Origin of the sequence: Acinetobacter sp. BMW17, assembly GCF_001592855.1 — a bacterium.
Taxonomy (GTDB): domain Bacteria; phylum Pseudomonadota; class Gammaproteobacteria; order Pseudomonadales; family Moraxellaceae; genus Acinetobacter; species Acinetobacter johnsonii.
Genome location: NZ_LSOD01000048.1, coordinates 15,399 through 38,963 on the forward strand (window position 1 = coordinate 15,399; position 23,565 = coordinate 38,963).

Sequence of the window (23,565 nt, forward strand, 5' to 3'; positions counted from 1 at the left end):
TTGAGATGTACGGTCTAAGACAAAGCTGTCCAAGCCTTAGACCGTGTGCAAAAAAAGCACTTGGTTTGTATCACTATCCAATCTATGTTCTTAGATCGAGATGAAATCGACATAGTCCAATGTTACAGGGGCATCAGATCGAGCAGGGATTCGAACTATACTATTGGCTCGATTTAAATTACTGAGCATGTGGGATTGTTGTTTGCCGAGTTTGGAAACGGTTAATTGTCCAAACTCGTTGACATCTAATACCATGCGAACCAGTTGCTCACGGCTGTCTTGTTTAATACTGTCGTTGAAACGAGCTTTTTTCCAAGCGGGTGCAGGAGACGTAACTCCCTGTAAAGCTGCCAATAGTGTCGATACATGTACAGCAAGACAGGTGAGCACAGCAGCAGGGTTCCCAGGCAAGCCAATCAAATAAGAATGATGATGGTCTGTCTGATATTCAGCAAAATACAATGGTTTACCCGGTTTTTGCGCAACTTGCCAAAAAATCTCTGTTGCACCTAAAGCCATTGAAACAGGTCGAATCAAGTCATAATCTCCTACCGAAACACCGCCTGTAGTAATGACCACGTCATAATGATTCATGGCATTCGAGAGCGCTTGTGTGAGTATCTTCTCATCATCAATCACATGCTCTAAATACACTTCAGCAAAACCCTGTTCTTTGAGCCAAGTACGGATCATTGGCGCATTGGCATCGAACACTTTAGATTGATTGTCCAGTTGCGTACTGACTTCATCACCGGTAATAAGCACTGCAATTTTAGGTTGGCGATAAACCTCGACATGCTGAACCCCCGCCATACTGAGTGCCGCAATTAAACCGCTGCCTAAACGCTGGCCTTGTTGCGCAAGTATTGTCCCGATGGATAACTCCTCACCTTGATAACGAATGTCTGCGCCTTTGTCCAAAGCTTGAGTTAGAGTCGCTTGTTTATGGCCACGCGTGATAATTTCCTGTCGAGCCACAGTATCTGCTGAGTTTGGCAGCTTGCCCCCAGTAAAAATACGAACGGTTTGACCTGCTTGAATCTCAATATGTTCTTCAATACCTGCACGAATTTCACCAACCAATTCAAAGCTGGTAATTCCAGCTTGCAAGTCTTCAGAGCGCAGCGCATAGCCATCAACTGCACTTTGGGTAAATAGAGGCAAGGCAACTGTTGATGCAACATCTGCCGCTAAAACATGTCTATGCGCCTGTACTAAAGGCAAAGTAACGACAGGCAATGTTTGGACGGCGCTATAGTGTCTAAGAGCTTGATCGAGTGTAATTAAACCAACGCCAGAGCAACTCATTCATAACCTCCCGGATGTGGTAGATCACGGCAGACATCAAAAATATGAACCAAAGCAGGTAAAATGGCTGCCATAGATTCACTTGCACCACCACGGCTGCCCGGAAGGGTAATCACCAATGAACGGTCGATAAAACCTGCAACGCCACGTGACATCGCAGCATAGGGGGTACGTTTTTGTCCGAAAGCACGTGCAGCTTCCATCAGTCCATTGAGCTCACGTTCAAGTAAAGGCTCAAGTGTATCTACAGTAATGTCACGCTTGCCGATACCTGTTCCACCCACAGTAATAATGCAGGCATAAGATTGAGTGAGCTCTAAGACCAATGTTTTTAACTGATCGGCTTCGTCAGGTAAAATTTGATAGTGAATCGGATCAAAACCAGCTTCGGTTAAGGTCTCGACGACGGAGCGGCCAGCAGTATCGGGTTTACGACCTGCGGCAACGGTGTCCGACAGAACCAATACTGCCGCAGAAACAGACTGACGCAAATGACGTTTAAAGTGTGATTTCCCGCCTTTTTTCAGATCGAGTTTACATTGCTGAATGATCAGCTCATGCGGTTCGCAATGTGGTTTGAGCATGTCGTAAATGGTGAGAGCCGCAATACTGGCAGCAGTCAAAGCTTCCATTTCTACACCTGTCGGCCCAATCGTTTCCACGGTTGCATGAATAACCACACGGTCGACAAGCAGTTCAAAATCGACATCGGCGCGGTAAATAGGCAGTGGGTGGCACAGCGGAATCAGTTCATCGGTACGTTTTGCGGCTAAAATCCCAGCAATGCGAGCTGTTTTGAGAGCATCACCTTTTTCGGTATTGCCGTCGGCAAGAAGTTGTAAACAATGTGCAGGGGCAAGCAGTTCGGAGCTTGCAGTTGCAACGCGATAGCTTTCTGGCTTCATGCCAACGTTTTTCATAAAGTATTCCGAAACATTGAAGTGTTGATCTAAAGTGAAACTGTTCGATCAAGAGAAAAAGTTTATGACGTATTTAGATAACACAAAAATAAATGCGGATACAGTCGAATGACTGACAAACTCAAAATTAACCCGCTAATTAACCCCCTATGGCATGCATACTGATTTTGCGTGTTGGGGCGTGTTGATATTCAATAAACCCTGCTTTTTTATGCCATACCGCATTCAGAATCTGGGCTTGTAATAAAGCGGAATCTTTTTGTTGAAGTAAATGACGCAGCGGTGTTCCCCTATTGGCAAATAAACAGGTAAAAAGCTCTCCCGTTGCAGTGATACGTAAACGGTCACAGCTTTGACAGAACGGTTTGCTAATGGTGGAAATAATGCCTAATGTGTACTGATCATTAAGCAGATAAATAGTTGCAGGATCATGTTGTCTGGGTTGTTTCTTAATCTGAAAATGAGGCTTAAGAGTTTGGATAATGTCATCTTCAGTGATAACTTTTTCTGCCTGCCAGTGTTCAGGTTGATCTAGAGGCATATATTCAATAAAACGTAATGCGATCTTCTGCTGATAAGCCCATTGGGTCAGTTCAAGCACTTCATGATCATTTTGTCCTGCGACTAAAACACAGTTTAATTTTATCGGGAGATTGGCTTGCTGTGCTGCCGCAATGCCTTCGAGAACAGGTGCTATCGGACGTTTGGTCATGTTCATAAACGTGTCTGCATGAATGCTATCGAGGCTGATATTGAGATCATCTAGTCCTGCTTCTTTTAGCGCTCGTGCATACTTGTTTAAATAGGAAGCATTGCTGGTCATGGAAATACGTTCTAAGCCCTGTGCCTTGAGTCGATTCAAAGCATAAATAAAATTGACCACGCCTTGACGCATCAAAGGCTCGCCACCTGTTAAGCGGATGTGCCGAATGCCTAAACTGACCATCATTTCACAAAAGGTTAAAAGCTCTTCAAAGCTTAATATGTCTTTTTTGGCTAACCATTCAGGTGTATCGGGCATGCAATAACTACAACGATCTGTCAGAGAGATTCGGAGTTTATGTTTATGCCGGCCAAATTGATCGATCAGTTGCGCTGACGTATGTTCTAAGGGTGTAGTAGTCGAACCGTCCATAGTCGCTCCACTTCGTATTTACATACGATCTAGTTTTTATAAACGAGAGTATGAAATGTTTTATTTCAAAGATCAAACGGAGTCTTGAAGCTGTTTAGTTCGTTCATTTTCAAAAAATGAGTGAGTGTTCCCTGAACACGATCCATCAAGTCTTTGCCTTTTGTAATAATTCATCTATTGAAATTACATGCCAAAAGGGTGATATTTTTTATCAAAAGTGTTTTTGGAGTTGTGCCAAGAAACGCGGGCATGATGAATAAGAAATAGACAACAAAAAAGGGATGAGAAATCCAAATCGCTTGCAAGTATGAGCAAAGCGAACAGTGAATTGATCATTGCAGAAATTTTTACCGAAGACAATTATTGAGGGCGGTGAGATGGAAAACACTGAAGATAAAAAGCATAACGATGAAGAAACCAGCTATGCACGAATAGAGCCTTATACCAATCCTGCGGGTGGTTGGGGCGCATTATTAAGTGTTGCACGAAATTTAAAGAGACAGGAAGTTTTCAAAAAAGGTGCGATTACGCTCCTCAATATTAACCAACCTACAGGCTTTGACTGTCCGGGCTGTGCATGGCCTAAAAAAAAAGATGCACATGCCTTTAACTTTTGTGAAAACGGTGCGAAAGCCGTTGCCTTTGAAGCCACTTCAAAACGTGTTACGCCTGCATTTTTTGCGACCCATACAGTCAGTTGGCTGTCTGAGCAAAGTGATTTCTTGCTTGAAGATTCAGGTCGTTTAACCGACCCAATGCGCTATGACAGCGCGACCGATAAATATGTGCCTATCTCATGGGATGATGCTTTTGCCTTAATCGCAAAACATTTACATGCCTTGGATCATCCAGATCAAGCAGCATTTTATACTTCGGGTCGTGCAAGTAATGAAGCGGCATTTCTATATCAACTCTTTGTCCGTGCTTTTGGTACCAATAACTTCCCAGACTGTTCCAATATGTGCCATGAGACCACCAGTGTTGGCCTACGTGACTCAATTGGTTTGGGTAAGGGAACGGTGACTTTAGAAGATTTTGATATCGCCGATGCGATTTTCAGTTTTGGGCATAATCCGGGCACCAACCATCCGCGGATGTTGGGGACTTTACGTGAAGTGTCGCGCCGTGGAGGCAATATTGTTGCCATTAACCCCTTAAAAGAACGTGGTTTAGAACGTTTCCAAGATCCGCAAGCACCTGTTGAGATGATGACCAATGGCAGTACACCTATTAGTCGTTATTATTTCCAACCCAACGTAGGCGGTGACTATGCGCTCATGTTTGGGATGCTGAAACATTTACGTGAATGGGACATTCAAGCACTGGCAGCTGGGAAAAAGAGCGTTTTTGACCGTTCATTTATTGAGATGAACACGGTTGGTTTCGATGCAATGATGGAAGAAATTGATTGTACTGCATGGTCCGATATTCATGCACATACAGGGCTTTCACCTGAGCATTTAGAGTCATTAGCTAAGATGTATTTGGATGCCAAAACGGCCATTTTCTGTTGGGGTATGGGGATTACACAGCATCGACACGGGACTGCGAATGTACATATGCTCGCGAACTTAATGTTGGCAAGAGGGCATATTGGTCGTCCAGGGGCAGGCTTAGCACCGATTCGCGGGCACAGTAATGTGCAGGGCGATCGAACCATGGGGATCAATGAACGACCAAGCCCAAAATTGCTGGATAGTCTGGACCGAGTATTTGGCATTAACTCGCCACGTGAACATGGTTTTGGCGTGGTGGATAACATTAAGGCGATGTATGAAGGTGATGTAAAAGTCTTTATTGGTTTAGGTGGTAACTTTGCTGTTGCAACTCCAGATACACCGTATACACAAGAAGGCTTACGTCGTTGTGATTTAACAGTACAGATTGCAACGAAGTTGAATCGTAGCCATTTGGTTTGTGGTAAAGAGGCATTACTTTTACCCTGTTTGGGGCGTACCGAAATTGATATGCAACAGCATGGGCCACAGGCAGTCAGTGTTGAAGATTCCATGAGTAATGTGCATCTTTCAGCAGGGCGTAATGAGCCTGCTTCTAAGAATTTACTTTCAGAGCCTGACATTGTGGCGCGTATGGCAGCAGCCGTCTTGCCAGACAGTAATATCAAGTGGAAATGGTATGTAGAAAGCTATGACCGTATTCGAGATTCGATTGAAGACGTATTTGATGAATTCCATGATTTTAATGCACGTGTCTATCAGCTGGGAGGCTTTCACTTAGAGCATCCAGCCAATCAGCACGTATGGAATACGCCTGCAGGCAAGGCACAGTTTTTAATTACGCCGTTGGCTGAAGTGTATGCAGATAAAGAGAATAAATACGCTGAACAATATACAGGGGCCAAAGTCTATACCCTAATGACCACACGCTCTCATGACCAATACAACACAACCTTGTATGGACTCGATGACCGTTATCGTGGGGTATTTGGTCAGCGCCGTGTTTTGTTTATGAATGCAGAAGATATCGCTGCGGCTGGTTTTGTTGCAGATCAATGGGTGGATATCGAAAGTATTTATTCGGATGGTGTTAAACGTGTGGTTCAAAGCTTCCGTATCGTACCGTATAACATTCCACGGAGTAGCCTCGCAGCCTATTATCCGGAGACCAATCCATTGGTTGCGCTCAGTAGCCATGATAAATACGCCAAAATACCGGCTTCGAAAAGCGTGCCTGTGATTTTACATGCAGGTCAAGCACCTGAACATTTTAATTTGGCACAAGCGGTTGATCCTGAAGATGCCAATCAGATCGTGAATCGAGCAGGCTAGTTGATTCAATACTGAAATGACGCCTGATTTGCAGGTGTCATTTTTTTCATGATTGAAGGGTTTAGTGTTTAGGGAAGATTGGAAAATTATTATGGATATTCGGGCGTCTAAGTTGAGTTTTCTGGGCTATGAAACGGTTGATATTCAGCGTTTAAGTGAAAATAGAGCTGTTGAACAATCTGATTTTGTAGTGCAAGAACACCCTATTGCCTTGGTTTATAATGGGATTTCCCATGCAGTCATGATGGCAACGCCAGCCGATATTGAAGTCTTTGCGAAAGGTTTTAGCTTGTCTGAAGGTATTTTGACGAGTTTGAAAGAGCTTTATTCTTTAGACATACATGAAACTGAATTTGGGATTCAAGTCGAAATGACGATTTCTACTCGGGCCTTTATGGCGCTCAAACAACATCGACGGATGATGGTTGGACGCACGGGTTGTGGTCTCTGTGGGATTGAAAGTTTGCAGCAGCTTCATTTGGATTTACCTCAAATTACCACAGCCCTTTGTGAGGGATGGTTGGCTCAAATTCCGCAAGCCATTGCTCAACTCAATACCCGACAGAAAATCACCCAAATGACGGGCGGTGCACATGCGGCTGCATGGGTTCAAGCGGGGGAAATAGTGGCTTTGTTTGAAGATGTGGGCCGACACAATGCTTTAGATAAACTATTGGGTTATATTGCAGAACATCATTGTGATGTAAATCAAGGTTTTGTCGTGATGACCAGCCGCGCCAGTTATGAGTTGATTCGTAAGTGTGCTCAACTGAATATTGCCTTGCTGGCGTGTATTTCAGCCCCAACCAGTATGGCGATTAATATGGCAAAGCAGTCAGGTTTGACCTTAGCGAGTTTTTGCCGCGGTAATGGTTTTGTTTTATATACTTGATATTCAAAATTTTGCTGTATAAAAAGTAAAAGGTTTTTCTTTAGGTCATCTGTGTCGATGACAGGTCTTTATTTGAGTGAATGTATGCAGGACGTCAAATTAAAATTACAGCTTAGAATACTTCTCAATCAAGACATTGCATTTGGGCCGGGTAAGGCAGAATTATTGGAAGAAATTCGACGTACAGGTTCAATTTCTCAAGCTGCAAAAAGTATGAATATGAGCTACCGCCGTGCATGGCTGTTGGTTGAAACTATGAATCATAGCTTTCAGTCAGGATTGGTCGAAACTCAAAAAGGTGGAACGCATGGTGGTGGGGCAAAACTCACGGACTTGGGCGAAAGTATTTTAAGTCAATTTAGACAAATGGAAATAAAAGCACGCATTGCGATTGAACAGGATTTTGCAGAAATAGCTCAACACCTTAAACAATAATCTAGTCAGGTCAGCTAATCCTTTTCGTACCCAGTAATTGCTTACACGAATAAGCTTCCTCTATTTGATAAAACCTCTTATCTACCCACTCGATAGCAAGAGCAGTATCAGTCACGTGATTAGGATACAAATCCTTTAACTTGAATGATAAATAATCTGTTTCTGGAATTGACGTTGCTTATGTATCCATATATTTTTGAAAACATATCGGTCAATTTATAATGCTTAAGGGGAACATGGTGCTGCTCAATTTTAAGAATAAGTGCATGCAATATGCGATGTTGTGTTGTGGTTTGGCTCTTGCGGCACAGGTACATGCAGAGCAAGCCATTACCGTTTATGCAGCAGCCAGCTTGACCAATGCTATAGCAGATGTCGATGCAATGTTTGAACAACAAAAAAGAGTACGCGTGAAAACCTCTTATGCAGGCTCGTCGACTTTGGCCAAGCAAATTGAAGCGGGTGCACCTGCGGATGTTTTTATTTCGGCAGATGAACAGTGGATGAATTATCTGCAAAATAAAAAGTTAATTGTACCGAATAAACGTGTGAATTTATTGGGCAATCGTCTTGTTCTGATTTCGCCAAAAGCTAAGCCCGTCAAAATAAAAATGGATAAAAGTTTTGATCCTTCTACCGCTTTTCAAGGCAAGCTTTGTACAGGCGACACCAAAAGTGTCCCAGTCGGAAAATATGGGAAACAGGCGCTGACCGCATTGGGATGGTGGTCAAAACTTGAACCAAGATTGGTTGAAACTGAAGATGTCAGAGCTGCGCTCAACTTTGTCGCACGTGGTGAATGTCAGCTTGGCATTGTCTATGCAACCGACGCTGCTATCAGTAAAGATGTCACCGTCGTTGGCGTTTTCCCTATCAATACCCATACCCCGATTGTTTATCCCTTAGGTCTTGTCAAAAATAATCCAGATGCGCTAGCGTTTTATCAGTTTGTACAAAGTAAACAAGCATATGCAGTCTTTAAAAAATATGGCTTTACCGTTTTATCTGCTACTAAGTGATGATGTTTTCTTTATCAGCTGAAGAGATAGAGGTACTCAAGTTATCTTGCCAAGTGGCTGCAACCTGTTTGGCATTGAGTCTGACCCCTGCGTTGGCAGTGGGTTGGGTTTTGGCACGTAAAGAGTTTTTTGGCAAATCCTTATTTGAAACGTTTATTTTTCTACCTCTGGTGCTGCCGCCTGTGGTGCCAGGATATTTGCTGTTACAGATTTTTGGCGGAAACGGGATACTGGGTAAGTATCTTGAGCCCTTTGGACTCAATTTTGCATTTAACTGGAAAGGCGCAGTTTTGGCTTCAGCCGTGATGGGCTTTCCACTCTTGGTTCAATCGATTCGTTTGGCCATAGAGTTGGTGGATCAACGACTAGAAATGGCGGCGAAAACGCTCGGTGCTTCCTCCTTGGGCACTTTTTTTTATGTCACTTTGCCTTTAGCCAGCAGTGGCATATTGGTGGGGGCTATTTTATGTTTTTGTCGCAGTCTGGGCGAGTTTGGCGCAACCATTACCTTTGTCGGTAATATTGCAGGGGAGACCAGAACCTTGCCCTTGGCCATGTATAGCTTGATGCAGCAACCCGATACAGAACAAGCGGTTTGGCGACTGATTATTCTGTCATTAACTGTGGCATTTTTGGCGTTATGGTTTGCCCAGTGGTTCCATCGCTATCAGAAAAACAAACGAGGGCATTAAGACGATGATTGACTGTCATATTCAGTTAAATTTAGGCAGATTTAAACTCGATCAGACATTTTCATCTGAACATCCTGTCGTTGGTTTATTTGGGGCTTCAGGTTCAGGAAAAACCAGTATTTTGCATGCTATTGCAGGACTTAATACTCCAGTCAAGGGCTGGATTAAAATCAATCATCAGACATGGTTCGATGCGAAAAATAAGATTAATTTAAATGTACAGCAACGTCATGTGGGTTTGGTTTTTCAGGATGCGCAACTGTTTCCACATATGACGGTGATGCAAAATTTATTGTTTGGCTATAAGCGCATTCCGCCTGAAAGCCGACGTTTTGATCCCGATTATATTATTGAACTGCTTAAACTTAATCATTTACTCAGTCGTATGCCGACGAAGCTTTCAGGTGGTGAAAAGCAGCGAGTTGCATTGGGTCGGGCACTGTTGTATTCGCCAAATTTATTATTATTAGATGAACCATTGTCTGCGTTAGACGCTGCACATAAACAGGAAATCCTTCCTTTTTTTCAAACCGTCCAACATGAAACCCATATCCCGATGTTGTATGTCAGCCATGATATGGATGAAATTAAGCAGCTGACCGAAGCAGTTTGGTTGCTTTAATTGAACACATTTCAGCTTCAACTTTTAAAGAGGGAACGAATAAAAACAGAAAATGGGCCTTCGTATCAGCTTAGGATCATTCGGTGCCATTTTTATAAACAGACGGCGCTTGGCCTGTCCAGCGTTTAAATGCCCGACGAAATTCACGTACCTCACTAAAACCCAAAGCTTGGCTAATGTCCCCAATGGAGAGATTATTTTCAAGCATCTGTTTCGCTTTTCGTTCTAACACGGTTTGTCGAATTTGCTGAAAACTAATGCCTTCTAGCAATAAGGAGCGTCGAAGATGACGCTCACTCATTTGTAAATAGTCTGATGCGAGTTGCATATCAAAGCGCACGGGAAGGTACTGCTCGATAAGCTGTTCTAATAAATATGCATATTGTGCATTATTGAGCTGATCAATTTCTTGCTGTGCACGTTCACAAATCTGGATAGCAGTTGCATAGTTGGCAGGGCTATAAGTTTTGAGTGGACGCTCTAGCATACGTCGTTTAAATCGAATGACATTTCTGTCTGCATTAAACCGAATCGGACAGGGGATAATTTTTTGGTATTCGGCAAGATGAGTGATTGGAGAATAACTCAGCTCTAACTGAATAATATCTTGATGATCGCCTAGCATGGCATTGAGGCAGGCCATGATGCTACTTAGCAGTTCATCACAGAAAAATATTTTGAGGCTTGTCGGTGTAATATTTTCGATGAACTCTAATTCAACACTCTCCCCAGCAATTGTAAAGTTCAAGTTTAAAACACTACCCGAAACTTGATGGTAACGTAGAGCAATCTCTAAGGCATCCGCTACAGTTTTACAAGACTGCATGGCAAAACCTAAAATACCCATGGAAATCAGGCCTTCACTACTGCCAATTTTTAAGCCTAAGTTGGGTTGTTGGCTCGAAGCCAAGGCATTCTGAATCACATGACATAACTGAGTAAAATTCACATAGCCATGGGCTTGCTGGATTTGATTGATATTCACGCCTGAATGCTGAAACCACGTGCTGTAATCCCAATGCTGCTGTTCTGCATAATGCAGCAGTCCTGCCAATATTGTAGGTGGGATATATTGCCGTGTATGAATGGTGTAATTCGACTGTTTAGGCATAAGTCCGTTTTGCCCCCCTGAATAACGATCATTCAACCCTTTTTGGTATCTCATAATTTTGTTTAACTTTCAATATGCCAAAGCGCAGATCAATTCAACAGAGTGATGAAAGGGAAATCAAATGAAGCCAAAGGATTGGACAAAGCAAGAAAATCAAATGAGTCGGTTTAGTAATGAGTATTTACTGGGCGAATGCGGAGTGAGTCGTTCATGAAAACTCAAGATACATATACGTGGTCGAACTGGTCAGGGTTTCAACAGGCTCATCCACAACACATTTTGCACCCTGACAATGTATTGGAGTTACAGCATATTGTACAAAGTCATCCGAAAATACGGGTTGTGGGGGCAGGGCATTCCTTTACCCCCCTAGTATGTACCGATGCGACTTTGGTGTCATTGAACCAAATTTCTGGTGTGTCCTCATCTGATACAGCGCACAGTCGGTGCAGTCTTTATGCAGGGACTCGATTGTACAATTTGGATCAGTATCTAGAACCCATCAATCAAGCTTTAATGAACCAAGGCGATATCGACCAGCAGAGCCTTGCGGGGGCCGTTTCAACTGGAACGCATGGTACAGGTGCAGACTTGCATTGTATTTCAGCTTATGTGGAAGATTTTGAGTTATTAACTGCTGCAGGTGAAATTCTCAACTGTAGTCGCACCGAAAATCCAGAAATCTTTGCGGCTGGACGTGTTTCATTAGGTAGTTTGGGTATCTTGACCAAAATTACCATGCAAAATCGTCCGCGCTTTAAACTGAAGGAACATATTCAGCTCTGTACAGTAGCAGACATGATGCAGTTTATTCAGCAATGGAAACATCAGCATCGACATATTGAATGTTTTGTTTTTTCCCATGCTGAAAAACTGATGCTAAAAACCTTAGATGAGACAGATGAAGAGCTACAGCCTCGTAAAGAAAGCTATCCATCGGAGGATACGTTGTTAACGATCTGCTCGGAATTAATTAAAAACGTTCCATTCTTGAATCCTTATGTGCAAAAACTGTTAGGCACTTTTGTTAAACCAACAACAGCGGTAGATTGGTCGAGTAAGATCTTTCCGACAGTACGTAATACCAAATTTAATGAAATGGAGTATCAGATTCCTGTTGATGGCGGTTTGGATTGCTTAGAAGAGGTATTAGCGGCATTGCGACACCATAAGGTTGCGACCTTTTTTCCGCTCGAGTTCCGTTTTGTCAAAGGGAATGATATTTGGATCAGTCCGTTTTATCAGCAAGACTCTATTTCGATATCGGTGCATCAATATCATAAGCAAGACCCACGGTTAATTTTTGATATTGTGGAGCCTATTTTTCAGAAATATAAGGGACGGCCCCATTGGGGCAAAATGCACAGTATGACGGCAATGCGGCTTCGAAGTTTATATCCAAAGTGGGATGATTTTCTTAGGTTGCGTCAGCAGCTGGACCCTGAGCGCAAGTTTTTGAATCCTTATTTAGAGCAGTTGTTTTTGGGATGATTGGTAGTGAGCAGGATATGGCTAAAGTGTAGGGCTGTATGGGATGGATGGTTCGCTAAGCATAAGCCTGACGATGAGCTCTAAACTAAAGCTCAGGTTGATGGCTTTGGCTTTTAGCCGATACGTCATATGCTTAGTAAGCTGGTTTAAGTTGGCCGCTTTTATTCAGAACAGGACAAAAAGAATGTTGGATCATTATTTTAAAACACTCAATTCAGATTTGAAAACACAAGGGATTGCGACACCCCAACTGATTGTAGATGAGGCTGCATTACAACAAAACCTCCAATATATTCAAACGAAGCTCGTTCAGTCGGAACAGTTAAAACCGCGTTTAGTGGTCAAATCGTTGGCCAGCCTCGATTTACTCCAGCTGCTGTCTGAGAAATTGAACACACAGCGTTTTATGGTCTTTCATCTGCAACATATCCAGTTGATATTAGAAAATTTCACCGCAGCTGATCTGTTGTTGGGTAAGCCCATGCCTGCCCAAGCAGCTCGCACTTTTTATGCACAAAACTCAGCTTGGACAAAGGCAAATATCCAATGGTTAGTCGATACTAAAGAACGGTTGTTGCAATATTTAGAGATAGCCAAAGACTATGCCATAAGTCTGCAAGTGAATATTGAAATTGATGTGGGCCTACATCGGGGTGGGGTGCAGTCTGAAACGCAACTCGCTGAAATGTTAAGTGTGATCCAGCAATATCCACAATATTTAAAACTGTCTGGCTTGATGGGCTACGATGCACATGTCACAAAAATACCATCGATCATCAAAAAACCAGATCAGGCCTATCAAGAGTCGCAGCAGATTTATTTAAATTATCAAAAGGTCATTCAAATGCAGTTTCCAGCCCTTTGGAACAGTGATCTTTGTTTTAATGGTGGGGGTAGTCTGACTTTTACTTTTCATGTCTCAGAGAGCGTTTGTAATGATCTGTCTTTTGGTTCGATGCTGCTCAAACCCAGCGACTTTGAAAGTGAGTCATTGAAGCCTTTACAGCCTGCGTTATGGATTGCGGCTCCGGTGCTGAAAGTTCTGCCTTTTGCGCAATTACCAGCAATGTCTTTATTGAATAAATTACCGCATAAATCCAAAGCACTGTTTATTTATGGTGGTTATTGGTTGGCGGATTATGTTTATCCTAATCAGTGTCGTCCGCATCTATTATATGGACGGAGCAGTAATCAAGAGTTGGTCAATATTCCTAGAAATTGCGATATTCAAGTGGATGATTTTGTCTTTTTAAGGCCTACACAGAGTGAAGCGATTCTTCCTCAGTTTTCAGAATTAAAACTGTATAAACAGCATGCTTTTAAAACATGGCAAACTTTTCGGGAATAATAAAAGCCACTCAATCGAATGGCTTTTATTTTATGGACTTAATTTAGAAGCGATAACCCATTTTTAAACCATAAGCGATGGCGCTGTTATTCTTAAAATCTGCTTGCTCTGCTGTGGATTGAATACCAGATATAGGTAGGTGGTAAGTTCCATCTTCTGCAACAACATCACCGAGCCAAAAATATTTGATTCCACCCGCAATAAAGTAATGGGGAGTAGGGTTAAATTGCGCACCGAAACCAAGTCCCCATGAACCCTTTGTTGGGTTTAAATTAGATGCAGGATCACCTGTGCCAGAGTCCCAGCTGATTTCTGTTGATGCACTCCATTTTGGGGTGAATTGATGTCCAATCCCTAGTGTTGTTGTCCACTGATCGTGCTGGTAGCTGTCTAAATCAAAGCCATCGACATAAGTACCGTCACTGATGATCGAAGAGATGTATTCGGTCAAAGCACCAAACTGGGTCGGGCGAATTTTAAACTCTTTCCAGTTAACCCAGCGCAGATTGGCATAGGCGAGGGTATTCGAAGCGATCCCTGATTGAATATCGAGATTGACGGATTGAGGCGTAGAAATTTTTGTTTTCTGTGGAAGTGTAGCTTCTAAAGGTTCACCAAAGACCGTTTCCGTGACTTGCAGTTTATGATCGATTTTAGAACGATAGGTGATGGCTGCTTTTAAGGCAATCTCCGGCTGTTGATAACTTAAACCTGTTAACCAACCCACTGCATGGTCTTCTTTAAATTTCGCATCATATCCATTAAAAAGAGGGCCATAGGCATTGCCTCGGAGTGAGACATCACCTTCTACCGATTGATAAACTGCACCGCCATAGAGTTGAAAGTTTGTGAATGGACTGATACCGAGAAGCATACTGATATTGTGGGTATTTACGTTTACCGAAGTGCCTTGTTGGCTGAACTCATTATCTGAAAATGTATTATTGGATTGCAGCGGATAGTGAATGTCGGCACCGAATGGTTGATCATACAAAAGGCCAAAACTGACATGTTCGGTTAGCTGTAGTTTTAAGGCGGCGTTGTAATATTGAAAGCTATTTCCCATATTACCGGTATTGAGATTCGTCACATCACTGACTAAATCTGGTCGGTTGCGAATTTTTCCCGAAATATCTGGATCTATGCTGGCAATGCTGACTTCAGCATAATGTCCTGTTTCTAAAAAGGGCAGAATCGACTGACCTGATTGATCCAGAGCGGATGCATGGAGCAAGCTGCAAGAGGATATTCCAAATATGCCAATCACCAATGGGCTGAGTTTCATGTAAATCGTCCTTGAGAGTTTTTTGACTTGTAATCGCTATAGTTTGTCTTCTTGGCACTATGTTTTAGTGTGGAGTAACTTGATAAAAGTCACTCAGCCATTTAAAAAAATGGTGTCCAAGCTCAAGTTAATCACTGAAAAGAATTAGAGAGTAGGGTTGTAAATGAGCATTCAAGGGGGGATTTTCGGTCAAAAGAAAGGACTTATTTTATAAATTGAGCCTGTGAGAAATGAGTGACTTGATTGAGCTGTTGGCGAGTGTTGATCTCTTTTCATTAGAGCAGATGATGGCGCCGTATATAGTGGACGTTGATGCAGCCTAAGTTGATGGCTAGGTTGGATATTTTAAGGAGAGTCGCTCTTATAGAGAGTTTGTGGTGCATAACCTTAGCACTAATCGTCAGATTTTTATCAAACGACTGTCCTAGAAATAGATAGGACAGTCGCATTTTTATTTACCAATCGACGCGTTTTAATAAAATGTCTTTATACATTTTAAAGTCACAAACGAAACTGTAAAAAGGATATGTAAATGTGGCTGGTTTGTTATGTTCAAAAAAGAAATGACCGACCCAAGCAAATCCATAACCCACCACAGGCAAAGCCCAGAGTAGTTTTGCATTTTTGGTCATCGCAGCCGCCGCAGTAATCCCGATCACACAGGTGGTTCCTACAAATTGTAAACGTCGGCAAGTGGGGTCTTCATGTTGAGAAAGATAGAAGGGATAGAATTCTTTTAAGGTTTTATAACGGCCATCACTTCCCTTCATTTGCACAGCAGGGCTTGTAACCAATGCAGAAGAATGATTGGCGTTATTCACTAAATCTTGCATATTGTTTTTAATTTGGGTTTGGGTATTCTGTAACATGTCCTACTCCTTTAGTGTTTACAAGGCGTAGTTTTAAACAGCAAACCAAAGATGGTCTTGAACGAATATGCTATCGCAAAGCAAGGACGCGAGTTTAGGGTTGGCGCACCAAAGTAAAATTTACACTTGGGATGGCGTCATTTTGTATGTGACTCATGAGCAGTTGAATAATGCCCATGCCCATTTTCCAGCACTTTTACAAATTGGCTTGGGCACACCTTTTGCAATCACTTTAGACGACCAAGTACGTCGTTATCACGATATTGTGGTGATGGCACCCAATGTGATGCACAGTACCGATTCAGAACATCAGCCTTATCTGGCACTCATGATTGATCCTGATCATGCACTTTATGGATACTTGTATCCATTGCTGAATGGCGAACAGATTCGTTCTTTACCTGCCTCTTGCCTCGCTTCGTTTCATTCGCAGTTTCAAAAGTTGATCGCTGGGCAACTCACTCCTGATGAGGCTAAACAATTGGTCTTAGCACTACTATCGACGTTAAACCCAAATCCATTGCAGGTATTGCCGTCGGATGCCCGCGTTTTACAGGCCTGTCGTTATATTCAACAACTTGTACCTCAGCAGATCCCCACGGTAGCTCAAGTCGCGGCACACACGGGACTGTCTGAGTCGAGGCTGATGCACTTGTTTAGCCAACAACTAGAGATTTCCATGCGGCGCTACATTCTTTGGTTGTGCATTCGCTATGCCATCAAACTCTGGGCAGCAGGTCGGAGTTTGATTGATATTGCCTTGGAAGCGGGTTTTGCTGATCAGGCACATTTCACCCGAACTTTACGTAGCATGGTGGATTTTGCACCCTCGATGCTGAAAGGCAAAACCATCTTCGTGAATGACTGCATTAAAACACCATCGACGTCATAGCGTGTTAAGTTGTTTGATAGCACACGGAAATAGCAGAATCATTCAAGACAGGTTTTGCTATTTTACGAAGAATCAGTTTATGTTGAGAGAAGGACTTAAGCAGGGTTTGGCTTTTTCCTTCAAGCTCAATGTTAACTTTAATGGATAGAGATAATAGGGATAACAAATGACCAGTTTACATGCGATGAAAAGTCTAAAAGATGTCGTGTCAGAAAAAGAATGGGATGCGCGTTGTCAGCTTGCGGGGTTGTACCGTCTAATTGCGCATTTCCGCATGACCGATTTAATTGATACGCATATTAGTCTACGTGTCCCCGACGAAGACGGTCATTTTCTGATTAATCAATACGGCATTCCCTTTGAAAAAATGACGGCTTCGCATTTGGTTAAAATTGATTATGCAGGCAATATTATTGCGGATTATGATCAGGGCAAACTGGTCAATACCGCAGGTTTTGTGATTCACTCCGCGATCCATGATGCACGTAAAGATGTGCACTGCGTGATTCATACGCATACCGCAGATGGCATTGCAGTGTCTGCACAAAAACAGGGTTTATTGCCTTTGTCTCAGCATGCTTTGAAGTTTTATAACAAAGTCAGCTATCACGAGTATGAAGGGGTGGCGTTATTAACCGAAGAACGTGAGCGTCTCGTGAAAGACTTGGGGCGCAACCGAGTCATGATTTTACGTAATCATGGTTTGCTATCGACAGGAGATTCGATTCAACGTGCTTTTCACGAGATCTATTTCCTTGAACGTGCATGCCAAGCGCAGATTAAAGCGATGGCGGGAGGAGCAGAGCTTCATCTTCCGTCTGAAGCTGTACGTCAACATACGGCTCAACAGTTTGAAAGTGAATTGATTGAAATGGTGATGCTGAAAGCATGGAATGCCGCGCTGTCTTTAATTGAGCATCAACGCGACGAATATTGTTCATAAGCCATTCAACAGTTGTTAATAAAAGCCTCTATTTCTAAGTAGAGGCTTTTATTATGTTAAGTTTTGCTGTTGAGCTAACACATTTTTGAGCGTTTCGAAAATACGCGGATCTGCCGACTGTGCGACATTGAAGCGTAAGAAATTCTGTGCATTTAAGGATTGGCTAAACGCATTTCCCGGCGCTAAAACCACGCCGTGTTTTAAACATTCTCGCGCAATGACCGAAGCATCGAAACCGTCGGGAAGTTTACACCACAAGAATATGCCCGCTTGTGGGACTAGCCACGGGTGAATATTTAAAGCTTCGAGCTGAGTGATGACTTTTTGCATTTCATGGGCAAGGCGTAAGCGCACTGTTTCCATATGCTTACGATAGCCACTGTCTTTTAAGGCAATCAGCACCATATCGGCTGCAAGTCGGCCGCCACCAAAAGACGTGGCGATCTTTAAATCGATTAAATTTTCAATCCATTCATTTTTGGCCACGATATAACCACAGCGCAAAGAGGCTGAAACCGTTTTTGAAAAACTACTAACTTGAATGACACGATTGAGTCCATCAAAAGCAGCCAGTCGTGGGGCAGGGGTATGTTCAAAGTCGGCAAAAATATCATCTTCCACAATCACTAAATTGGTTTGATCGACCAATTTAAGTAAGCGATGCGCCGTGACGGGGGAAAGCACTGCACCCGTTGGATTGTGTATGCCTGAGTTGGTGATATACAGCCGTGGTGAGTATTCAGCTAAAACTGACTGAAAGATCTCCAAATCTGGGCCATGGGGAGTATACGGTACACTCACAATATTGATGCGATGGGCTTTGAGCAGCGCATGAAAATTAAAATAGCAGGGGTCATCGACAATAACAGTATCCCCAGCTTCCAATAAAAAACGACAGATCAAATCAATTGCTTGCGTGCCAGATTCGGTGAGCATGATGTGTTCAGGTGAAGCTTCAACGCCAATGTGGGTTAAACGACGAGAAATTAATTGTCGTAGTTCAGGATGTCCTGCCGGTGTTGCATATTCCACCAGTTCTAAGCTATCTGCTTTTGCCATGCTCCGCAGAGCACGTCGAACACCGGTCTCATATAACCATTCGGGTGGTAACCAGCCGCAACCCGGTTTAAGTGTGCTGTGATCTGTATCTAAGGCTTGTCTAGAGACCCATAAAGGATCGACCTCTCTATCTAGCTTAGGCCCCATTTGAGCTAAAGCCAGTGGCGCGACGGGGCCAGACACATAAAAGCCTGATCCAGGTTTAGACAGAATGATGCCTTCGGCCATTAAGCGTTCATAGGCTTCGACAACGGTTGAAACAGAGACCTGCAATGTACGTGCTTGTTGGCGTACAGAGGGAAGGCGATGACTGGGGAGATAGGTGCGTGAGCTAATTTTGAGTTTAATTTCATCCATGACTGCATCAATTCGAGTTTGGCTACGCATTCTATTTCTCCTCAACTGTATGATTTTTTATACATAACAGTTTTTATTTATTGTACTGGATTGTATCTCGATTCTATCATGCGGTCTATGTTCAACTTGAGCGATTAAAGATAAGAGAATTATTCAATGAAGCAGGCAAGCAGCGGCTGGGTAAACGGATTAATCGGTGTCGCTATTTTTGCGGGCTCTTTACCTGCAACACGGGTCGCCGTTGCCGATTTTAGCCCCATCTTTTTAACCAGTGCACGGGCCACAATTGCAGCGCTATTAGGATTATTTTTTCTGATTTTACTTCGCCAAGCACGCCCGACCGCTTCAAACATACCTGCACTTGCGGTCAGTGCATTGGGCGTGGTCATTGGATTTCCACTCTTAACTGCTTTGGCCCTACAGCATGTAAGTTCTGCACACTCCATCGTTTTCTTAGGATTATTACCTATCAGTACTGCGATTTTTGCAGTTCTACGCGGGGGTGAACGGCCCAAGCCACTTTTTTGGTTGTTTTCAGTGCTGGGAGCCATCTTTGTAGCAGGCTATGCTGCACTTGGAGAGACGAGTACTGCATGGAAAGGCGACCTATACATGCTGGCAGCAATTATTCTATGTGGTCTGGGCTATGCAGAAGGAGCAAAACTTTCACGAACACTGGGCGGTTGGCAAGTCATTAGTTGGGCTTTACTACTCTCATTACCTGTGATGTTGCCGATTGCATTATTGAGCATGCCTGTTTCATTTCAGCATGTCAGTACAGCCGCATGGATGGGTTTGGCTTATGTTTCTGTCTTTAGCATGTTGTTGGGTTTTGTATTTTGGTATCGAGGATTAGCGCAAGGCGGTATTGCCTCTGTTGGTCAACTGCAATTATTCCAACCCTTTATAGGTCTTGCACTTGCCGCTCTATTAGTACATGAAAGCGTGAGTTGGATGATGTTGGTCGTCACTTTGGCAGCCATTATCTGTGTGGCTGGGGCGAGAAAATATGCTTGAACATATGACGTCCAATTTTATTTTGATGGAGTAAAAATTCCGAATGTCATCTCTATATCGTCATAGATACAATTCATCTTTGAGGATAGAATCTTACTAAACACTATAGTTAAGTATCTATCTTTTATAAGAATCTGGTCTTGAGTGTTTTCTGTTTATAAGTAGTGATGTGTTTTTTATTCCTCGAATAAAATCTTGCTGTATAGCAACAATGCTGTATATAGTTTTAAACATAGACAGGTCAAGCGATGCTTAAATTCGCAGCATGTTGAGTGTTGATGATAAGTCTTCGGAAATCGAGAACGAAAAGATCACCGATGAGAAGTTTTATCCGTACTGACATAGACCTTAATGAATAAAATTAAAATAGCGTGAAAATGGCATGGATTGCCAACAACCAAGATGAGAACAAAATGAGTGCAGAAGTAGATTCACTAGGACTGGTTGGGCCTGTTGTACTGTTGAGTGCAGCGGTCATTGCCGTCCCTATTTTTAAACGTATTGGTCTAGGTTCGATATTAGGCTACTTAATTGCTGGATTGATTATTGGGCCGTTTGGTTTTGCCTTTTTTAACAATCCCACAGCTATCTTACATATTGCTGAACTCGGCATCGTGATGTACCTCTTTATCATCGGATTGGAGATGCAGCCTTCGCATTTATGGAGTTTGAGGAAAGAGATTTTTGGCTTGGGCAGTTTGCAAATCCTTATTTCAGTCATTGCCTTAACGGGTATGGGCATGCTGTTTGGCTTTAGCTGGAAAATTGCGTTTATTGGTGCTGCGGGCTTTGTTCTGACGTCGACTGCGATAGTGATGCAACTGTTAAATGATCGCGGAGAGCTGCATCAACGACGTGGTCAAAAGATCGTTGCGATCTTATTGTTTGAAGACTTATTGATCGTTCCTTTATTGGCATTGGTTGCCTTTATGGCACCCAATCAAGCAGCGGAAAGCTCATCTATCGATTTACAAGGGATTGGTATTGGACTGTTGGCCATCGCTGGATTAATTGTTGCAGGGCATTGGTTACTCAATCCATTATTTAAAATTTTAGCTGCTGCTAAAGCACGTGAAGTGATGACTGCTGCTGCATTGTTGGTGGTATTGGGTGCGGCATTACTGATGCAACTCAGTGGTTTATCCATGGCACTGGGTGCATTTTTAGCAGGAGTGTTACTGTCCGAGTCGACTTTCCGTCACCAAATTGAAGCGGATATTGAACCATTCCGCAGCTTATTACTCGGCTTATTCTTCTTGGGTGTCGGGATGTCTTTGGACTTGGCTGTGGTCAGGCAAAATTGGCCGCTAATTGTCAGTGGTGTAATTGCATTGATGTTGACCAAAGCACTGATGATTTATGTGGTCGCGCGTTTGACCAAGAGTAATCATCCCGAGGCTTTAGATCGTGCTTTACTGATGGCACAAGGGGGCGAGTTTGCCTTTGTATTGTTTAGTGCTGCGACGACAGCTCAAATTATTGACAATACCATCAAGTCGAATTTAACCGCGATTGTCGTATTGTCTATGGTGTTGACGCCAATCATTGGGGTGTTGTTTAAACGCTTTACCCTTGAACAGAATGAAAGTTCACTCGATCAGGTCAGGGTTGCCGATGGCTTAACGGGTAAAGTATTGATGATTGGTTTTGGTCGCTTTGGTCAAGTGGCGAGTCAGCTGTTATTGGCGCGTAGTGTGGATGTGACTATTATTGATAATGATGTCAACATGATCCAAAATGCGGAAAAATTTGGTTTTGATGTCTATTATGGCGATGGATGTCGTTTAGATATTTTACATGCCTCAGGGGCTGATACCGCAGAAGCAATTTTAGTCTGTGTCGACCACAAAGAAACGATTAATAAAATTGTAGAGTTGGTGAATGCTGAATTTCCTTTGGCTAAGCTGATTGTTCGTTCCTATGACCGTGAACACGCGCTGTATTTGTCCAAGAAAAATGTCAGTTTGATGGTTCGAGAAACCTTTGAGTCTGCATTGGCTTTAGGTCAACTGGCCTTGCAGCAACTGGGTGCAAGTCAGGATGAAATTCAGCAGGTAAGTGAGGATATTCGAGCTTTAGATCAGCAACGTTTTGAAACGGAAGTTGCAGCTGATGATGTCAAGGCGGGCATAGGTATACAATATACGCAGCGCAACCCACGACCTACTGCACCCTTGATTAAGCCGCAACATACGGGGCAGTTGTTAAATGATGCAGAACTAGAAAAACCGAGTAAGGTGGATGATAGAACTTAAAAAATATGAGTTGCATCGTTTTGAATAGAAAGAGGTCTGCTACAGGCCTCTTTCTCTGTTTAAGTATTTAAATGCCCTAAGGTCGCAATGAAGTCAGTAAATTTATCCTTGAATGATCATATACGCGTATATAAAACTTAATTGATCAATGAACTATCTTGGTTAATTGGCTAACTTAAAACTTCAAAAGATGCCTAACTTTATTCGTAATCATAGGATTACATGCCAAAATTGCAATTAAGATGATAGAGATACCGAGAATACTGAACATGTCGGGAATCTCATGCCAAAAAATAAAGCCCCAAATCCCTGCAAATACAATCGCAATGTAATTCATCGGGCCAATTTGCCCAGCAGGGGCTAAACTGTAGGCATAAGACATAAACAACTGGCTGATGTTGGCTAAGAGACCTGCGGTAATGAGTAAGGCCAATTCTTTGAGCGTGAAAGCACGCCAGTGCCAAAACATTGGAATAGATGAAATGAGCGTGCCAAAAATACAAAAATAGAAAACGATCCGTTCGGGTGGCTCAGTACTGGTCAGTGCACGGACAGTGACAAAGGCCATTGCAGATAAGAAACAAGCACCTAGACCAATCACAGACAACGCATTAAACATCCCTTGATCGGGTTTGGCCACCAATAGCACCCCGATTAAACCAACAATCGCCGCGATAATCATGCCGAGACTTATTTTTTCTTTGAGAAAGAAGTAGGCAATCAGTGGAATAAAAATCGGGGAGGAGTAGCTAAACACCATTGCATTGGACAGTTTTAGATGCGCAATGGCATAGAAAAAACCATACATTGCAGCTAAACCGACGACACTGCGCCAAGTATGCATCCACAATTTATCGGTTTTGATAAAACTTAAACCCTGCTTAAACAGCATAGGAATAAAAATAAATAATCCGACAGCATTCCTAAAAAAGACCACTGTCGGATTATCTACCGTTTCAGATGCAAAACGAATGCACACGCCCATAATCGAAAACAGCAAGGCTGAAGTCATTAAACAGAGCAGTGCTTTACTCACAGCCGTTGAGGGCGATGATGTGTTGTGCATCATAAGATTGTGTTTCCGAGTACATAAACAGGTAAATAGAAAAGTCAGCCGATTCCTCTA

At 42.8% G+C, this 23,565-nt stretch carries 20 protein-coding genes; 12 read left to right on the forward strand and 8 right to left on the reverse strand.

The window, feature by feature from the left end:
- Positions 1–90 precede the first annotated feature (90 nt).
- The 3 genes from AXW61_RS16245 to moaA form a co-directional block, all read right to left on the reverse strand.
- A complete protein-coding gene (locus AXW61_RS16245) occupies positions 91–1,308 on the reverse strand; it encodes a molybdopterin molybdotransferase MoeA (RefSeq protein WP_062035264.1) in 1,218 nt (405 codons plus the stop codon).
- Positions 1,305–2,228 (reverse strand): bifunctional molybdenum cofactor biosynthesis protein MoaC/MoaB, encoded by a 924-nt coding sequence (gene moaCB / locus AXW61_RS16250; RefSeq protein WP_062035266.1) that lies wholly within the window; start codon positions 2,226–2,228, stop codon positions 1,305–1,307. Before moaCB ends, AXW61_RS16245 begins: the two co-directional genes overlap by 4 nt.
- 139 nt (positions 2,229–2,367) lie before the next feature.
- On the reverse strand, positions 2,368–3,363 hold the full coding sequence (moaA, locus tag AXW61_RS16255; protein ID WP_062035268.1) for a GTP 3',8-cyclase MoaA: 996 nt from the start codon (positions 3,361–3,363) through the stop codon (positions 2,368–2,370).
- Positions 3,364–3,740: 377 nt separating this feature from the next.
- Between moaA and AXW61_RS16260 the strand changes: the two genes are divergently transcribed.
- From AXW61_RS16260 to AXW61_RS16285, 6 genes are all read left to right on the forward strand, one after another.
- On the forward strand, positions 3,741–6,152 hold the full coding sequence (locus AXW61_RS16260) for an FdhF/YdeP family oxidoreductase (protein WP_062035269.1): 2,412 nt from the start codon (positions 3,741–3,743) through the stop codon (positions 6,150–6,152).
- 91 nt (positions 6,153–6,243) lie between these two features.
- Positions 6,244–7,044 carry a formate dehydrogenase accessory sulfurtransferase FdhD gene (gene fdhD, locus AXW61_RS16265; protein ID WP_062035271.1) on the forward strand — a complete coding sequence of 267 codons (801 nt, stop codon included), beginning with the start codon at positions 6,244–6,246 and terminating at the stop codon, positions 7,042–7,044.
- 84 nt (positions 7,045–7,128) lie between these two features.
- A complete protein-coding gene (locus AXW61_RS16270) occupies positions 7,129–7,479 on the forward strand; it encodes a winged helix-turn-helix domain-containing protein (protein WP_062035273.1) in 351 nt (116 codons plus the stop codon).
- A 266-nt stretch (positions 7,480–7,745) separates the two neighbouring features.
- Positions 7,746–8,498, forward strand: coding sequence for a molybdate ABC transporter substrate-binding protein (gene modA / locus AXW61_RS16275; RefSeq protein ID WP_240487480.1), 753 nt, complete (start codon positions 7,746–7,748; stop codon positions 8,496–8,498).
- Complete coding sequence (gene modB, locus AXW61_RS16280; protein ID WP_062035277.1) at positions 8,498–9,190, forward strand: molybdate ABC transporter permease subunit; 693 nt, start codon at positions 8,498–8,500, stop codon at positions 9,188–9,190. Before modA ends, modB begins: the two co-directional genes overlap by 1 nt.
- Before the next feature lie 4 nt (positions 9,191–9,194).
- On the forward strand, positions 9,195–9,812 hold the full coding sequence (locus AXW61_RS16285) for an ATP-binding cassette domain-containing protein (protein ID WP_062035279.1): 618 nt from the start codon (positions 9,195–9,197) through the stop codon (positions 9,810–9,812).
- A gap of 76 nt (positions 9,813–9,888) precedes the next feature.
- Here the strand turns inward: AXW61_RS16285 and AXW61_RS16290 are convergent, their stop codons facing one another.
- The gene (locus AXW61_RS16290; RefSeq protein ID WP_062035281.1) at positions 9,889–10,977 is read right to left on the reverse strand and encodes an AraC family transcriptional regulator; all 1,089 of its coding nucleotides are present in this window, start codon (positions 10,975–10,977) and stop codon (positions 9,889–9,891) included.
- A gap of 156 nt (positions 10,978–11,133) precedes the next feature.
- Here AXW61_RS16290 and AXW61_RS16295 point away from each other — a divergent pair, with 156 nt between their 5' ends.
- Both AXW61_RS16295 and AXW61_RS16300 read left to right on the forward strand, forming a co-directional pair.
- A complete protein-coding gene (locus AXW61_RS16295; RefSeq protein ID WP_062035283.1) occupies positions 11,134–12,414 on the forward strand; it encodes a D-arabinono-1,4-lactone oxidase in 1,281 nt (426 codons plus the stop codon).
- A gap of 184 nt (positions 12,415–12,598) precedes the next feature.
- Positions 12,599–13,762, forward strand: a complete 1,164-nt coding sequence (locus tag AXW61_RS16300; protein WP_062035285.1) for an alanine racemase — start codon at positions 12,599–12,601, stop codon at positions 13,760–13,762.
- A 43-nt stretch (positions 13,763–13,805) separates the two neighbouring features.
- On the opposite strand, the gene AXW61_RS16305 is transcribed toward AXW61_RS16300, so the two are convergent.
- Complete coding sequence (locus AXW61_RS16305; protein ID WP_062035286.1) at positions 13,806–15,047, reverse strand: outer membrane protein transport protein; 1,242 nt, start codon at positions 15,045–15,047, stop codon at positions 13,806–13,808.
- A 455-nt stretch (positions 15,048–15,502) separates the two neighbouring features.
- Positions 15,503–15,916: a DUF962 domain-containing protein gene (locus AXW61_RS16310; RefSeq protein WP_062035288.1), complete on the reverse strand. Its 414-nt coding sequence runs from the start codon at positions 15,914–15,916 to the stop codon at positions 15,503–15,505.
- A 67-nt stretch (positions 15,917–15,983) separates the two neighbouring features.
- On the opposite strand from AXW61_RS16310, the gene AXW61_RS16315 reads away from it, so the two are divergent.
- A complete protein-coding gene (locus AXW61_RS16315) occupies positions 15,984–16,808 on the forward strand; it encodes an AraC family transcriptional regulator (protein ID WP_062035290.1) in 825 nt (274 codons plus the stop codon).
- 166 nt (positions 16,809–16,974) lie between these two features.
- On the forward strand, positions 16,975–17,751 hold the full coding sequence (locus AXW61_RS16320) for a class II aldolase/adducin family protein (protein WP_081408321.1): 777 nt from the start codon (positions 16,975–16,977) through the stop codon (positions 17,749–17,751).
- A gap of 51 nt (positions 17,752–17,802) precedes the next feature.
- Here AXW61_RS16320 and AXW61_RS16325 read toward each other — a convergent pair whose 3' ends face one another.
- Complete coding sequence (locus tag AXW61_RS16325; protein WP_062035292.1) at positions 17,803–19,197, reverse strand: PLP-dependent aminotransferase family protein; 1,395 nt, start codon at positions 19,195–19,197, stop codon at positions 17,803–17,805.
- A gap of 126 nt (positions 19,198–19,323) precedes the next feature.
- Here AXW61_RS16325 and AXW61_RS16330 point away from each other — a divergent pair, with 126 nt between their 5' ends.
- Both AXW61_RS16330 and AXW61_RS16335 read left to right on the forward strand, forming a co-directional pair.
- Positions 19,324–20,184 carry a DMT family transporter gene (locus tag AXW61_RS16330; protein ID WP_062035294.1) on the forward strand — a complete coding sequence of 287 codons (861 nt, stop codon included), beginning with the start codon at positions 19,324–19,326 and terminating at the stop codon, positions 20,182–20,184.
- 413 nt (positions 20,185–20,597) lie between these two features.
- Positions 20,598–22,439, forward strand: coding sequence for a monovalent cation:proton antiporter-2 (CPA2) family protein (locus AXW61_RS16335; protein WP_062035377.1), 1,842 nt, complete (start codon positions 20,598–20,600; stop codon positions 22,437–22,439).
- Between the two features lie 175 nt (positions 22,440–22,614).
- Here the strand turns inward: AXW61_RS16335 and AXW61_RS16340 are convergent, their stop codons facing one another.
- Entirely contained in the window at positions 22,615–23,508 is an 894-nt protein-coding gene (locus tag AXW61_RS16340; RefSeq protein ID WP_062035295.1) for a DMT family transporter, read from the reverse strand.
- Positions 23,509–23,565 lie beyond the last annotated feature (57 nt).

Excerpts from the sequence above, each read along its gene's own strand:
- AXW61_RS16245 (WP_062035264.1), bottom strand. The coding sequence starts at position 1,308 with ATGAGTTGCTCTGGCGTTGGTTTAATTACACTCGATCAAGCTCTTAGA.
- moaCB (WP_062035266.1), bottom strand. The coding sequence starts at position 2,228 with ATGAAAAACGTTGGCATGAAGCCAGAAAGCTATCGCGTTGCAACTGCA.
- moaA (WP_062035268.1), bottom strand. The coding sequence starts at position 3,363 with ATGGACGGTTCGACTACTACACCCTTAGAACATACGTCAGCGCAACTG.
- AXW61_RS16260 (WP_062035269.1), top strand. The coding sequence starts at position 3,741 with ATGGAAAACACTGAAGATAAAAAGCATAACGATGAAGAAACCAGCTAT.
- fdhD (WP_062035271.1), top strand. The coding sequence starts at position 6,244 with ATGGATATTCGGGCGTCTAAGTTGAGTTTTCTGGGCTATGAAACGGTT.
- AXW61_RS16270 (WP_062035273.1), top strand. The coding sequence starts at position 7,129 with ATGCAGGACGTCAAATTAAAATTACAGCTTAGAATACTTCTCAATCAA.
- modA (WP_240487480.1), top strand. The coding sequence starts at position 7,746 with ATGCAATATGCGATGTTGTGTTGTGGTTTGGCTCTTGCGGCACAGGTA.
- modB (WP_062035277.1), top strand. The coding sequence starts at position 8,498 with ATGATGTTTTCTTTATCAGCTGAAGAGATAGAGGTACTCAAGTTATCT.
- AXW61_RS16285 (WP_062035279.1), top strand. The coding sequence starts at position 9,195 with ATGATTGACTGTCATATTCAGTTAAATTTAGGCAGATTTAAACTCGAT.
- AXW61_RS16290 (WP_062035281.1), bottom strand. The coding sequence starts at position 10,977 with ATGAGATACCAAAAAGGGTTGAATGATCGTTATTCAGGGGGGCAAAAC.
- AXW61_RS16295 (WP_062035283.1), top strand. The coding sequence starts at position 11,134 with ATGAAAACTCAAGATACATATACGTGGTCGAACTGGTCAGGGTTTCAA.
- AXW61_RS16300 (WP_062035285.1), top strand. The coding sequence starts at position 12,599 with ATGTTGGATCATTATTTTAAAACACTCAATTCAGATTTGAAAACACAA.
- AXW61_RS16305 (WP_062035286.1), bottom strand. The coding sequence starts at position 15,047 with ATGAAACTCAGCCCATTGGTGATTGGCATATTTGGAATATCCTCTTGC.
- AXW61_RS16310 (WP_062035288.1), bottom strand. The coding sequence starts at position 15,916 with ATGTTACAGAATACCCAAACCCAAATTAAAAACAATATGCAAGATTTA.
- AXW61_RS16315 (WP_062035290.1), top strand. The coding sequence starts at position 15,984 with ATGCTATCGCAAAGCAAGGACGCGAGTTTAGGGTTGGCGCACCAAAGT.
- AXW61_RS16320 (WP_081408321.1), top strand. The coding sequence starts at position 16,975 with ATGACCAGTTTACATGCGATGAAAAGTCTAAAAGATGTCGTGTCAGAA.
- AXW61_RS16325 (WP_062035292.1), bottom strand. The coding sequence starts at position 19,197 with ATGCGTAGCCAAACTCGAATTGATGCAGTCATGGATGAAATTAAACTC.
- AXW61_RS16330 (WP_062035294.1), top strand. The coding sequence starts at position 19,324 with ATGAAGCAGGCAAGCAGCGGCTGGGTAAACGGATTAATCGGTGTCGCT.
- AXW61_RS16335 (WP_062035377.1), top strand. The coding sequence starts at position 20,598 with ATGAGTGCAGAAGTAGATTCACTAGGACTGGTTGGGCCTGTTGTACTG.
- AXW61_RS16340 (WP_062035295.1), bottom strand. The coding sequence starts at position 23,508 with ATGATGCACAACACATCATCGCCCTCAACGGCTGTGAGTAAAGCACTG.